This window comes from Parasutterella muris (assembly GCF_943193095.1).
Classification (GTDB): domain Bacteria; phylum Pseudomonadota; class Gammaproteobacteria; order Burkholderiales; family Burkholderiaceae_F; genus Parasutterella; species Parasutterella muris.
Genome location: NZ_CALPCV010000004.1, coordinates 1 through 13822 on the forward strand (window position 1 = coordinate 1; position 13822 = coordinate 13822).

Below are 13822 nucleotides of genomic sequence, written 5' to 3' on the forward strand. Positions count from 1 at the left end.
AGCGGGGTTGAACCGTATTGCAAACTCCTCAGGATGTTCCAGGGCCAGAGTTCCCCGCGCGAGCGGGGTTGAACCGGAAATAATCGCTGAACGGAAGCGCAGGTATCAGAGTTCCCCGCGCGAGCGGGGTTGAACCGTATTGCAAACTCCTCAGGATGTTCCAGGGCCAGAGTTCCCCGCGCGAGCGGGGTTGAACCGGTTATATCTGGAGTACCAAGTTTAGTTTTTCTGAGTTCCCCGCGCGAGCGGGGTTGAACCGGGGATTGTGACAACTAAAACTTCGTTTAGTTGGAGTTCCCCGCGCGAGCGGGGTTGAACCGACATACATTGCCGCCAATGGTGGTCTGCCGATGAGTTCCCCGCGCGAGCGGGGTTGAACCGACATACATTGCCGCCAATGGTGGTCTGCCGATGAGTTCCCCGCGCGAGCGGGGTTGAACCGTTGACACCTGACGCCCAACGAGATAGACTAGCGAGTTCCCCGCGCGAGCGGGGTTGAACCGACAAAGCGGGGCTGATGGAATTCATCAATCTGGAGTTCCCCGCGCGAGCGGGGTTGAACCGGGGAATAATCTCGCCTGACTATGAACAGGTGTGAGTTCCCCGCGCGAGCGGGGTATATCTTATTTATCCTAGAAACGCAATGCCACAGTCGCAGAATCATCGAAGACTGTTTAACTACATACGGTAGCGCAGTCGTGAAAAAAACTAGTTCTCAACATCTAGAGAGAGCGGGCGGTAATCGGAATACCGACAAGAGGTTCTAATCTGATCGATTCAAAATCGTCTACTCTGGAAAGCTAAACGTTAAACGAGCTCACTAAAAAGAAAACCCGCCTCAAAATGATTGGCGGGTTGGATGTCTAAGGCGTAATCGGATTAGCCGACTTTGTCCAGAACCAGTTTTGTCAGAACTTCAACGCCGTTGCGCAGAGATTCCGGATTCATGGTCATGGTCGGGTTGTGCAGACCCGGTGTAACACCTGTGCCGACGCCAATGTAAGCAGCGTGGATGGAGGGTTTCTTCTGAACGAAATAGTGGAAGTCTTCGCCGCCGCCACCGCAGTCTTTAGCGAGTTTTTCTTCACCAAGGACTTCTTTAATCGTTTCTCGAACTTCTGTAACGAGATCCTCGTCATATTCCGCAGCAGGGATAACGCCGCCCGGGAAGGAGATTTCGCAGGTGCAGCCGACGCAGGCGCAGGCGTTTGTGATCGCGACCTTGAGTTTTTCAAGAAGCTCATCCATTGTCGCATTGTCCTGAGCACGGATGTCTAAGCACATACGGCCTTTATCCGGAATGATGTTGCTCGCTGTGGAACGGCAGTCGAGGGTTGTCACTTTAGCCGACCAGGCCTTATTCGGGTTGACCCAGAGGGAGTTCACCGCGTTAGTGGCCAGAACCGCAGCTTCTGCAACACTCTTGCCAAGATGCGGACGGGAGGCGTGAGCGACCTCACCGTGGATATCAACCCAGCAGAATGTGCTCGCTGTGTGGCGAACCGCTGCGCAGACTGTACCGTCGGGAATGTCCTGAATCGGACGAACGTGAGCGCTGAAAGCGTAGTCGACGTCATCAAGGACACCGTCTTCGATGCACTTAAGCGCACCAAAAAGTGTTTCCTCAGCCGGTTGGAAGAGTAGTTTTACACGGCCTTTCTTAACATTTCCAACGAGACGAGCAGCTGTGGCAAGACCCATAGCAGTGTGGGAGTCGTGGCCGCAGGCGTGAATGCAGACGTCTTTGCCGTCGATTTTGAAGGGCAGCGCGTCCATGTCGGCACGCAACATCACTGTGGGGCCGGGCTCTGTACCGTCGATGTAGGCCACAACGCCTGTACCGCCGACATTGCGGATTGGTTTAAGGCCAAGTTCGGTCAGTTTGGCAGCAACATAATCGCTGGTCTTCTTCTCCTGAAAGCCAAGCTCCGGAATTTCGTGGAGCTCAGTTCTCATGGAAACGACATCAAAATCATTAGGTTTCATGAAATCTCCTTTATTCAGATTTATTGACTGAGTCTTGTGTTTTTGTATCCTCTTTTCTGCGATTGGACCCCGCTGTCATATTAAAGCGGAAGAAGCGGCATTCAAGAGGGCCGTTGAAAAATACGATTTTTCTGGATTCGGACAGACGCATCTGTCTCGGAAGCATTCGGTCACTGGTCAGCATCCAAACCGTCCAGCCTGAGAAATGATGCTTCAGGTTGTCTGCGACGTCTTTCATCATGGAGGCGACACTGGCGGATTTCGGATTCGATTGTTCGCCATAAGGCGGATTGGCAACGATCAGTCCGGGTGTCTCTGATGAGGGAAGCACTTCGCGCGCGTCACAGGCTGAGAAACGAAGTTTGCCTTCAGAGAGCCAGCGGCCAAGTCCCGCTAGTTCGGCATTTTTTCCTGCACGATCGACAATCAGCGTGGAAATATCGCTTCCAGAGATATTGACGTCAGCATCCCAGTTAACAGCCATTCGGGCTTCTTTCTTCATCTGCTGCCAAGCGTTGGAATCAAAACCGACAAACTTCTCAAAACCGAAGCGGCGGTTAATGCCCGGAGCAATATTGGCGGCGATCGTCGCAGCCTCGATTAGAATGGTCCCCGAGCCGCAGAACGGATCCTGAAGCGCAATAGAGGGCTCCCAGCCGGCGAGACCGAGAAGGCCTGCGGCAAGGTTTTCTTTAAGGGGAGCTTCGCCTTTGGCTTCACGCCATCCGCGCTTAAAGAGCGACTCGCCGGATGTGTCAAGATAGACGATGCAGCTTTTTTCATTCAGATGGACATAGATCTGGATGTCCGGATTGTGCTTATCTACGTCAGGGCGTTCGCCGTCCTGGTCCGTGAAGTAGTCACAGACGGCGTCTTTTACGCGCAGCGTTGCGAAATTCAGGCTTCTAAGCGGGGAGTGACGTGCAGAAACTTCCACTTTGATGGAATTTCGTGATTTAAAGTACTGCTCCCACTTGATCGCCTTTACCTGACGATAGATGTCGTCTTCACTGCGGTAAGGCGATTCGGAAAGTTTAAGGAGAATGCGGGACGCATAACGCGTCCAGAGATTCACCTTCATCATTTGGTTCATTTCCGCGCCAAACCAGCATCCGCCTTTTTGTACACGGAATTTTTCAATACCAAGTTTCTTGAGCTCTTCAGCGAAGAGTTCTTCCAGTGATAACGGAATGACCGCGTAAAACGGTTTCAATAGTGTATTCACGAGACTTCTCAATAAGACTTTGACGAGATTTTAAGCTTTCCCGCCAAGAAAAAAATTAGTAGGAACACTTGCAGAATAAGAATTATTTTCTTAATTCGCCGTGTCCGTAAACAACATATTTCAAACTTGTCAGACCTTCGATTCCAACCGGGCCTCTGGCGTGAATCTTGTCAGTTGAAATACCGATTTCCGCACCGAGACCGTATTCAAAACCATCGGCAAATCGAGTCGAGGTATTCAGCATCACGCTTGAGGAATCCACCTCACGCAGGAATTTTTCCGAGTGCTGAAGGTTGTTGGTAATAATGGCGTCGGTGTGGTGTGAGCCGTAGGTGTTGATGTGCGCGATCGCTTCATCAATATTCCTGACGACCTTTACCGAGAGAATTGGCGCGTTGTATTCGGTACTCCAGTCCTCTTCTGCTGCGTCCTTGATGCCGGTGAGGCCTTTGGCGTTCAGAATAGACTTGGACTGAGGGTCACAGCGCAGTTCAACATTCTTCTTCAGATACAGCGCGCACATGACAGGCAGGAACTCCTGCGCGACGGACTCGTTCACAAGCAGCGTTTCCATCGCGTTGCAGGGCGAATAGCGCTGAGTTTTAGCGTTGTCGCAGACTTTTACGGCAAGCGACAGATCAGCGGTTTCGTCGACATAGGTGTGGCAGATGCCTTCGAGGTGCTTGATCATCGGCACGGTCGCTTCGCTCATCAGGCGAGAAATCAGACCTTTGCCGCCTCTCGGGATTAAAACATCCACATAGTGGCGGCAGCGAATTAATTCACCAACCAGATCGCGGTCCGGATCGGCAATGATCTGAACTGTGTCTGAGGGAAGTCCGCAGGCTTGAAGCGCCTGGGCGATCAAAGAAGCTAAAAAGGCGTTGGAGTGCTTGGCGTCAGAGCCGCCTCTGAGGATTGCGGCGTTGCCGCTCTTGATACAGAGCGCGGTGGCGTCAATGGTCACGTTCGGACGGGATTCATAAATAATCGCCACAACGCCGAGCGGTGTGCGCATTCTGCCCACTTCAATGCCGGAGGGCTGAGGACGGATGTCGACAACTTCGCCGATCGGGTCTCTGAGCGAGGCGATTTGGCGAAGTCCTTCAACCATCTGAACGACGACTTTATCTGTGATCGCAAGACGATCAAGAAAAGCGTCGGAGAGACCGGCCTTTGCGCCTGCATCCAAATCCAGCGCGTTGGCCTTCATCAGATCTTCCAAATTGTCGCCGAGAAGGTCCGCCAATTTGAGAAGGACAGCGTTTTTCTGCTGGGTAGACGCGTTTGCGATTTGGAAAGAAGCGGCTTTAGCCGCCCTTCCGATGACCGCGATTTTATCTGCGGCGCTAAGTGTCTCGGTCATATTAATTACCTCTTTTTAGCGGCGAGCAGCAGGCAGGCGGCTTTCAGCTCCTGCCAGGCGTTTCCGTCGCTTTTTTCTACAAATAGGCCTTTGCTGAGACGATCGACCTCGCTCAGGCGATGCAGTATCAGCTCAAGCCGTTTCAGAGTGGTTCGCCCTGCAGCTTTCTTCAGCGCGAAAATGTGGTTGCTGTCGATGCCGAAGCTAGAAAATTTCCGACCCTGCTTGTGGAGAATCATTCGGCGTACATCGTCGGAGAGCCGCCAAAGGAAGGAGGGAATCTGAGTGTTTTCCGCTTCGAGTGAATCGATAATTTTAGAAACTCTGCCCGCGTCGCCCTCGAGGAACGCGATAAAAAGAGTTTCCTGATCAAAACGCGAAACATCGGAGACGGCGTCGATCACATCATTGAGATCGATTTCCGGTTTTTGGCAGAGCAGTGTGAGTTTCTGGATTTCCTGTAGTGTCGCAAGCAGGTTGCCCTCGGTTTTTTCCGCGATAAAGTCCGCGGCTTCTGCTGAGAGCGCCTGGCCGCTGACAGCCTGAATCCGTTCGGTGATCCAAAGAGGAAGCCGATTTCTCGGGATCGGCTCCGCGCTGATTAATTTCGCATTATTTTTAAGCGCAATGAACCAGTCTTTCTTCTCGGTTGTCCAATCGTATTGCAGAAGGCTGACGACCACGATTTTGGTCTCATCGGCCGCCTTAATCATTGCCTTTACCGCCTCAGGGCCGTTTCGGCCGATTGTGGAGCGGGGAAAGGTGACTTCGATGAGGGATTTTTCTCCGAAGAGCGACATATCGCCGAGCGCCTCGTAGAGTTCGGAGTAATCGGCATTGCCTTCAAACGAGAATGACTTGCGTTCGGTATATCCGTTTGCGAAAGCCGCGCGCCGAATGGAATCCTGAGCCTCGATCGCAAGCAGCGGTTCGTCTCCTAAAATAAACCAAAGCGGCGGCAAAGCGCCGCCGGCTTTCGATTTAAGTAGTTGATCGACAGAATTTCTGACGGCCATTATTTTTTGGTTTCCGTTGCGAGTCGGAACTGTTCCTCAGAGATATGCGCCATCCGCGCCACCATCTGATGGATCAGGACCTGCTGCATTTCTTCATAGAGCAGGCGCTCTTCGTTGGCGATACCGTTGTAGTCGCTTTCGTCTTTAATCAGTTCGCGAGTCGCGTAGATCTGAGTTGCGGGCAGGATCTCATTGCCGTTTTGCGCGACGACACGGAAGGTATTTGTTAAGCGCAGGCTGTAGATACGTCCCCGGCCTTCCGAGTTGTATGCGAGCACCGCGGTTCCCCTGTTCTGTCCGAGGAATTCAAAAATCGCTTCCGCTTCATCACGGACCTTGACGACCTTCACATTCGTCTGGGCTTCAATGTTGCGACGGATTGTCGCCGCGATCAAAGAATTCTCGCCCATTGCGATGTAGAGCGTTGAAAAGGGCAGCGTCTGTCTGCCTCTGAGATGCCAGCCGCAGCCGGAGAGCGTGAAGAGACCCGCCGCGCCCGCGGCGATAAAGGCTCTTCTGCTGAGTGCAGCCGAGTGTGAGGATTCTGTTCGTATTTTAGCCAAAATTAAACCTTCGGTTAAGACGGGCCGGGCCGGTATCGACCGGCTCGGCCGCGCTGCGGGTTAAACGACGATATTCACCAGTTTGTTGGGAACAACAATGATCTTGCGCGCGGGTTTGCTGTCCATGAAGCGCTGTGCGTCAGGATTGGCAAGGGCCGCAGCTTCGACTGTCGCTTTGTCGGAGCCTGCAGGAACATTGATTTCTCCGCGCAGTTTACCGTTGATCTGGATCACGTATTTGATCTCATCGGCAATCAGCGCGTTGGTATCCACTTCCGGAACCGATGCGTCAAGGATAGAGGTGCCGATACGATCCTGATAACCGAGATCTTCGAAGAGCTGAGCTGTAATATGCGGAGCGATCGGGTAGAGGGTTCTCAGAAGAACGGAGAAGCATTCATTAATGACCGCTTTCGTTCCCTTGGCGTCTCTCTTTTTGATGCCTTCAAGCGTATTGAGCATCTTCATTGCGGCGGAGACCACGGTGTTGTACTGCATGCGGTCCAAATCGAAGAGAGCCTGTTTGAGCGAAGTATAGATATCGCGTCTGACAGCTTTATCTTCGTGGGACAGCTCGTTCACATTCAGCGGAATGTTTTCCGCGATGATGTCTCTGCAGCTGTAGCCGAAATTCCAAAGTCTGCGCATGAATCGGAACGTTCCTTCGGCGCCGGAATTGCTCCATGCGGCGCTCTGATCGGGAGGTCCTGCAAACATAACGAAGGCTCGGGCGGTATCGGCACCGTATTTGCCGATAATGACGGAGGGTTCCACGACGTTGTTCTTAGACTTGGACATCTTTTCGATGCCGCCGCTGATAACGGGCAGACCGTCTTCTTTGGCTGTAATCTTAATCGGGCGTCCCTTCGGGTCGTATTCAATATCGAGCTCGCTCGGATAGAACCAGCGCTTTCCTCCGCCCGGAAGTTCGCGATAGTAGCATTCGGAGGTGAGCATACCCTGAGTAAAGAGGCGCTTAAACGGCTCGTCGAACTTCACGAGACCGAGATCGCGCATGACCTTTGTCCAGAAGCGCGCGTAGAGCAGGTGCAGAACCGCGTGTTCGATACCGCCGATGTACTGATCCATCGGCATCCAGTAATCGTTGCGTTCATCGACCATACCGGTTTCGCAGTCCGGTGAGCAGTAGCGCATGTAATACCAGCTGGAATCCACGAAGGTATCCATGGTGTCGGTTTCTCGTTTCGCTTCAGCGCCGCACTTCGGGCAGGTGCACTTGAGGAATCTTTCGTCCTTATCGAGCGGATTGCCTGAGCCGTCAGGAATCAGGTCGTCCGGCAGAATAACCGGGAGATCTTTTTCCGGAACCGGAACGGGGCCGCAGTGCGGACAGTTAATGATCGGGATCGGAGTGCCCCAGTAGCGCTGACGGGAGATGCCCCAGTCGCGCAGACGGTACTGAACTTCAAGTCGGCCGAGTCCGAGCGCCTCGAGATCTTTAGCGACCGCTTCTCTGGCTTCTTCAAAATTCAGTCCGTTGTACTTGCCGGAGTTGATGCAGTAGGTGCCTTCCTTATCTGCATACCAATCGTGCCAGACGGTATTGTCGTACTCATGGTCTTCTTTAGCGATGACCTGTGTGATGGGCAGACCGTACTTGAGCGCGAAAGCGAAATCGCGTTCGTCATGAGACGGTACGCCCATGACAGCGCCTTCGCCGTAGGACATCAGGACGTAGTTGCCGATCCAGACTTCAACCGGTTCTCCGGTGAGCGGATGCTTCACAAAGAACCCGGTTCTGACGCCTTTCTTTTCCATTGAAGCCATATCGGCTTCGGAGACAGGGCCTTTGCGGCATTCTTCAATAAAGGCCTGCAGTTCGGGTTTGTCTTTTGCGAGTCTTTCCGCAAGCGGGTGTTCCGCGGCGATTGCGGCAAAGGTGACGCCCATGATGGTATCGGGGCGGGTGGTGTAGACACGGAGTTCTTTCTTTTCGCCGTCGATTTCATAGGGGAATGCGAAATTGACGCCGTAGGATTTTCCGATCCAATGTTCCTGCATACGGCGGACCTGTTCCGGCCAGCCCTCGAGTTGATCGAGGTCCTTGAGCAGTTCTTCGGCGTACTGAGTGATACCGAGGTAATAGCCCGGGATTTCACGCTTTTCCACCGGAGCGCCGCTTCGCCAGCCTTTTCCGTCGATCACCTGTTCGTTGGCGAGTACGGTATGGTCAACCGGGTCCCAGTTAACGATCTGAGTCTTGCGGTATGCGATGCCTTTTTCGAGCATCTTGAGGAACATCCACTGATTCCAGCGGTAGTAATCGGGCTTGCAGGTGGTCACTTCACGGGACCAGTCAAAAGCGAGGCCGAGCGGCTCCATCTGCGACTTCATATCCGCGATGTTGCTGAAGGTCCATTTGGAGGGCGCGACTTTTTTAGCAATCGCGGCGTTCTCAGCGGGCAGGCCGAAGGAGTCCCAGCCCATCGGGGTCATGACGTTCATACCGCGCATACGCAGATAGCGGTACATGACGTCATTTAACGTGTAGTTACGGACGTGTCCCATGTGCAGCTTGCCGCTAGGGTAAGGAAGCATGGAGCAGACGTAGAATTTTTTCTTAGGTTTGCCGTTGGCGTCTAATGCGTTTTCAACCGCTCGATAGACATCGTTCTTGCGCCAATGGGCTTGTTGTACGGATTCAACCTCCGCGGGATCGTATGTTTCTCTCATGAGACTCATTAACTTGTCGAACTAGAAAATGAGTCAATTATAGGTTATCCGTCTCGTCCATAGAGGACTTGCGAAGTCAAAGAAGCGTGTGCCTCTAATATATAGATACCGCTCGTTACATACCCGGAAAAATGGTTCCTCAGCGCGGAATTCAGGGCTAAGCGTAAAACTTGCGCGTCTTTCTCAAGGCAGTCTTCAGAATCGTTTGCTAGACTTTCGCATCTTTAAAAAAGAAGAAACGATATGAATGATCTCTTAGACTCTTTGAATCCGGAGCAAAAAGCTGCGGTGACGCTCGGTGAAAAATCAGCTTTGATTTTAGCGGGCGCCGGATCCGGGAAGACGCGTGTTCTGACGAGCCGAATTGCTTATCTGCTTCAGTCGGACATGGCTTATCCCAGTGAGATATTAGCGGTGACTTTTACCAACAAAGCCGCCAAAGAGATGCTGACGCGTTTATCGACCATGATGCCGGTGAATGTGCGCGCGATGTGGGTCGGTACCTTCCATGGGCTGTGCAACCGCATGCTGCGTCTGCACCACAATGAAGCGGGGCTGCCGGCTTCGTTCGCGATTCTTGATCAGAGTGATCAGCTTTCCGCGGTGAAGCGCATTATGAAGGCCAACGGCATTTCCGATGAAGAATTCAAGCCGAGAGAAGTCCAGAACTATATCAACCGTTGTAAAGAAGAAGGGCTCAGAGCCAAAGACGCGCCCATTAATTTCCAGCGCGGCTCTGCCTTTAGAGAGATCTATGACTTATATGAAAAGATTCTGGTTCGTGAAGGCGCCTGTGATTTCGCGGAGCTGCTTTTAAGAAGTTACGAACTTCTTAAAAACCATCCGCTGATTCTTGAGCACTATCAGAATCGGTTCCATTTCATTTTGATTGACGAGTTCCAAGACACCAACAAGCTTCAGTATCGCTGGATCAAGCTGCTTTCCGGCATTGGTGAGCCCGGGCGTCGTCCCAACAGTGTATTTGCGGTCGGCGACGATGATCAGTCGATTTACGCGTTCCGAGGCGCCAATGTCGGCAACATGCAGGACTTTGTGCGTGAGTTCAAAATCGGAGAGCCGATTCGCTTGGAACAGAACTATCGTTCGCAGGGAAATATTCTGGACGCGGCCAACGGTCTGATCGCCAACAATTCTCAGCGACTGGGCAAGAAGCTTTGGACAGAGGCCGGTGAAGGCGACAAAGTCCGGGTGTATTCCGCGCCTTCAGACGTGGATGAAGCCGCTTACGTGGTGGATACGGTAAAAGAGTATGCGGATTTAGGGACGCCCTATAAAGAGATGGCGATCCTTTATCGTTCAAACGCGCAGTCACGTGTTTTGGAAGCCGAGTTTACGCGCCGGGGCATTCCCTATAGTGTGTACGGCGGCCTCCGATTCTTCGATCGAGCGGAAATTAAGAACGCGATTTCATATATGCGTTTAGCGGAAAACACCGCGGATGACTCCGCTTTTCTGCGCGTTGTTAATCTGCCCGCCCGCGGAATCGGTGCCAAGACCATTGAAACCCTGATTAACTTTGCAGGCGACAACGGCATTTCTCTGTATGACGCCTGCGGTTATGCCAAAGGGGCGGCCGCGGCCAAGCTGGAAGTTTTCCGCGCCATTATTGAGGATCTGCGCGAGAAGAAGGACGAGCTGCCTTTATCGAAGTTTGTCGACTATACGGTAGAGAAGAGCGGACTGAAGGAAATGTATGAGCTTGATCCTAACGGTTCTGAGCGCCTAGAGAATCTGCGCGAGCTGACGTCAGCGGCGACCGGTTATGTGGATGCCGAAGCGATTGATGAAGAAGATGAAGAGGAGAGTGTTCGCGACGAGAATATGACTGCGCTTCAGGGCTTTTTATCGCACGCCAGTCTGGAAGCCGGAGAAAATCAGGCCAAAGCGGATCAGGACGCGGTTCAGCTGATGACGGTTCACGCATCCAAGGGTTTGGAATTTAATCTGGTTTTCATTACCGGCCTGGAAGACGGACTGTTCCCGCACGGGAACTCGATGGGCAGCAATAAGGATCTGGAGGAAGAGCGCAGACTGATGTATGTCGCGATCACACGCGCAAGAAAGAATCTGTACATCACGCTTGCCGAGCGTCGGATGCTGCACGGAACGACCCGATATTCTTCTCAGAGCATGTTCCTTAGGGAGCTGCCTGAAGAGAATCTCAAGTGGCTTTCCAAACCCGGGTATACCGACTCGGATGATTCTGACGACTACAGCAGCAGCGGATCCGGTTATGGTTTTGCGCGCGGAAGCAAGTTTAGCCGTCGCGGAAGCAGCGATTGGTCAAATAATAATTACCGCGAATCAGGACGCACTTACAATTCCAATATGCCTGAATGGGCAAAAGGCATACTTGGCGGAAAATTAGAAAAACAGCAAGAGAATAAAATACGAGCAAAAATCGACAATGGTTCTCCATATAAATCCGGTGATCGTCTGCTTCATGAAAAATTTGGAGCGGGAACCGTGCTCAGTACAAAAGGAGCAGGGGAGGAGTTAGTCCTTCAAATTAAGTTCGACAGCTCAGGTGTAAAAGACCTTTTATATCGTATTGCGAAGAAAAAGATATCGGACCTTTAAGTTGTAAAAATCCAGTTATTAGACGGCTTCTTGAATTAAATCAAGAAGTCATTTTTATTTATCTTGATTACTGCTCAAAGTAAAAAAAGAAGCATAGAACGTCGTTTAAGTTCACGTTGTGTAAATAAATTGTTACTAGATAAATCATTATATCTATAAGAAACAAATGATGTATACGAAGTCTTAGCATGGAAAGAATAGTGATAGATATAATGTCTACATAATTGCTAAAGTTAAAGTAAAACTTTAACTTGATGTACTCTGTTATATCTATTTGAAAACATTAGAAATAATTTGTATAAATCAGCTAAAGCACAATTGATGACTAAATGTAAATATATGTTATATTTGTATCGTTGGTTGTTATAGTCGCATATCTATAAAATACTTCACTAATACGAGTAAAATTTTATAAAATTATGTAAATTAAATAGATATACAGTTTAGAAATTTTTAACTAATCTAGTATTTTTATAAGATAATAATGAATATTTATTTAGAAAAATTATAATTATGTTATCTTATTGTTTATAGATAAATGTAGTTCTTTATGTTTAGTATTTATTGAATAACTATGAAAGCAGGATGCTGATGATGTAAACAAGAAGATAATGATTTGTACAATAGATATAAATATTAGCTGTATATTCTGTCTCATTACTATTATTTCAATATTGATTGAACTATTTCATATCAATTTATTTAATTATATAAATCAAAATTTCTATCTGTTGTATGGATAAATTTCTATTAATCTGAACAGGATAATTTATTAATCAAGATCTATATGATGAAAATTGTTTATCTACTCTGTAATTGAATGATCGAATTATTTAGATGCGGTTATTATGATATTTAGATTTCAGCGCGAGATGAGGCTGACTAAGAATAGTTGAAGAACACGAGTCCCCTCATGATAGATTTTTGATTTTGAAGCTGACTCATCGGCTGATGATGCGACTGTGATGTCCGCTCAGAATATAGTCAGGATTTTCTCATGGCCGGCGTCGACCGTCACTGTTCTCTGAACCGCTGACTTAATATGTCATTGATCTAAGCCGGCTGATAGCATGAAGGCGTTATTCTTCCGCAGGCTCTTCTTTAAGAGACTTGCGCTGTCTTCCGGGCGTGCCCTTCTGGTAAAGCGGAATAAACGGTGTAATCGCTGTCGGCAGCGGCGTAAACGAGTAATTGTCGCTTTCAAGCAGCTCTATCAAACGTTTGTTGTAAAAGACTCGATCGCGGCCGTCCTCGGTTCTGGACAGAATATTGGCGTGCGCTAAGTCATTGAGAATGTGACTTGCGACCTGTCTGCGTGTATTGATGTAGCTCGAAAGCTCACCGGTTCGGCAGGCCGGATGCATAAATATGGCCGGTAGGAAAGCAATGTGCGATGACAGACCGATATTCTTCAGATAGTCTTCCGTCTGATTGTATAAACGGTCAATACTGCGCAGCAGTTCAATACTCATCGAGGTCGCTTTCAGCAGTGTGCGAAGCATGTACTGAAGATATGGCGACCACTGACGCGTGCGCAAACCGTAAAGCCTTTCCTCAATTCCAAAATGCGCATTGGTGACGAGCGCTTTGCCAAGCTGAATGCAGGGCGCTGGGGAATTAAGATCGCGGCCCATGAGCGAAAGCTGCAGAAGAATCTGACCGATTCGTTCATTGTGACGGCTAAGCGGCGCAATCGCCATGAAATACAGATTGCACAGAAGCGAATGCACTAGCGGGTCGAGATCGTTCGGTGTGCGGCAGTAATTATCCCAGCGAACCAGTTCAAACTGAACCGCTTTACTGTCCGGGAATGGGTCCGGAGCTAAAAGACGCTCGCCGATGTCTTTATTCTGTCGCCACGTAATTTGGTCCGCCGGAAACTGGTTTGCGATCTGAATGATGGTTTTAACAGAAACCGGAGAGAAGGGCGCAGACTCCGCTCCGACGGTAAGCGCTTTAACATAATCGTCGAGAAGCACCAAAGACTCTACACCCGGATTCGGGACGATCTCCGAAAGAAAATAATCACTCAGGGAGACTTGATGATCCCGCTTCATGAGCTGATTCTTTGCCTCAACAATCGTCATCAGTCTTGATGAAGTTTCAGGGATGCGCGAAGTGGCAAAGCTGTATCTGAAATCGGAGAGTTCGCGGACAACTTTAAGGCATGTTTTTAGAATAAGTTCATTCTCCAACCCTTCCGAATTGGAGGGCGGCGGAAGACTTATCGTACCTTGAGAGGCCGCTTGTCTAATCTCTTGAAAGTGCATAGGTCCCGATTAGTTATGTTTCTATGTGTTTTTAAGTTTGGTATTGTAATTCAACCCGAGAATTAGTGGTTTGCTTCATCGCCTGAGCTTCAAAGCTCAGA

The 13822-nt window shown here is 50.1% G+C and carries 8 protein-coding genes and 1 CRISPR repeat array; of the genes, 1 reads left to right on the plus strand and 7 read right to left on the minus strand.

Going from position 1 to position 13822, the window contains the following annotated elements; all coding sequences use genetic code 11:
* Positions 1–47 precede the first annotated feature (47 nt).
* A CRISPR array of direct repeats spans positions 48–625; the repeat unit is 29 nt; unit sequence GAGTTCCCCGCGCGAGCGGGGTTGAACCG.
* A gap of 254 nt (positions 626–879) precedes the next feature.
* The 6 genes from NFR90_RS02325 to leuS form a co-directional block, all read right to left on the minus strand.
* On the minus strand, positions 880–1986 hold the full coding sequence (locus NFR90_RS02325; protein WP_251450319.1) for a M20 peptidase aminoacylase family protein: 1107 nt from the start codon (positions 1984–1986) through the stop codon (positions 880–882).
* A gap of 10 nt (positions 1987–1996) precedes the next feature.
* On the minus strand, positions 1997–3211 hold the full coding sequence (locus NFR90_RS02330; protein WP_251450327.1) for a THUMP domain-containing class I SAM-dependent RNA methyltransferase: 1215 nt from the start codon (positions 3209–3211) through the stop codon (positions 1997–1999).
* An 82-nt stretch (positions 3212–3293) separates the two neighbouring features.
* Complete coding sequence (locus NFR90_RS02335) at positions 3294–4577, minus strand: glutamate-5-semialdehyde dehydrogenase (RefSeq protein WP_251450330.1); 1284 nt, start codon at positions 4575–4577, stop codon at positions 3294–3296.
* 5 nt (positions 4578–4582) lie between these two features.
* On the minus strand, positions 4583–5593 hold the full coding sequence (gene holA / locus NFR90_RS02340; RefSeq protein WP_251450339.1) for a DNA polymerase III subunit delta: 1011 nt from the start codon (positions 5591–5593) through the stop codon (positions 4583–4585).
* Positions 5593–6156: an LPS-assembly lipoprotein LptE gene (locus NFR90_RS02345; RefSeq protein WP_251450342.1), complete on the minus strand. Its 564-nt coding sequence runs from the start codon at positions 6154–6156 to the stop codon at positions 5593–5595. The genes holA and NFR90_RS02345 overlap by 1 nt, the downstream gene beginning before the upstream one ends.
* 60 nt (positions 6157–6216) lie before the next feature.
* Positions 6217–8850, minus strand: a complete 2634-nt coding sequence (leuS, locus tag NFR90_RS02350) for a leucine--tRNA ligase (protein ID WP_251450549.1) — start codon at positions 8848–8850, stop codon at positions 6217–6219.
* Between the two features lie 243 nt (positions 8851–9093).
* Between leuS and NFR90_RS02355 the strand changes: the two genes are divergently transcribed.
* Positions 9094–11451, plus strand: a complete 2358-nt coding sequence (locus tag NFR90_RS02355; protein ID WP_251450344.1) for an ATP-dependent helicase — start codon at positions 9094–9096, stop codon at positions 11449–11451.
* A 1079-nt stretch (positions 11452–12530) separates the two neighbouring features.
* Here the strand turns inward: NFR90_RS02355 and NFR90_RS02360 are convergent.
* Complete coding sequence (locus NFR90_RS02360; RefSeq protein WP_251450346.1) at positions 12531–13646, minus strand: Fic family protein; 1116 nt, start codon at positions 13644–13646, stop codon at positions 12531–12533.
* Between the last annotated feature and the right edge of the window lie 176 nt (positions 13647–13822).

Bases quoted from the DNA above. Each gene is read 5' to 3' on its own strand.
- holA (WP_251450339.1), bottom strand. From the start codon at position 5,593: ATGGCCGTCAGAAATTCTGTCGATCAACTACTTAAATCGAAAGCCGGC.
- NFR90_RS02355 (WP_251450344.1), top strand. From the start codon at position 9,094: ATGAATGATCTCTTAGACTCTTTGAATCCGGAGCAAAAAGCTGCGGTG.
- NFR90_RS02325 (WP_251450319.1), bottom strand. From the start codon at position 1,986: ATGAAACCTAATGATTTTGATGTCGTTTCCATGAGAACTGAGCTCCAC.
- NFR90_RS02335 (WP_251450330.1), bottom strand. From the start codon at position 4,577: ATGACCGAGACACTTAGCGCCGCAGATAAAATCGCGGTCATCGGAAGG.
- leuS (WP_251450549.1), bottom strand. From the start codon at position 8,850: ATGAGAGAAACATACGATCCCGCGGAGGTTGAATCCGTACAACAAGCC.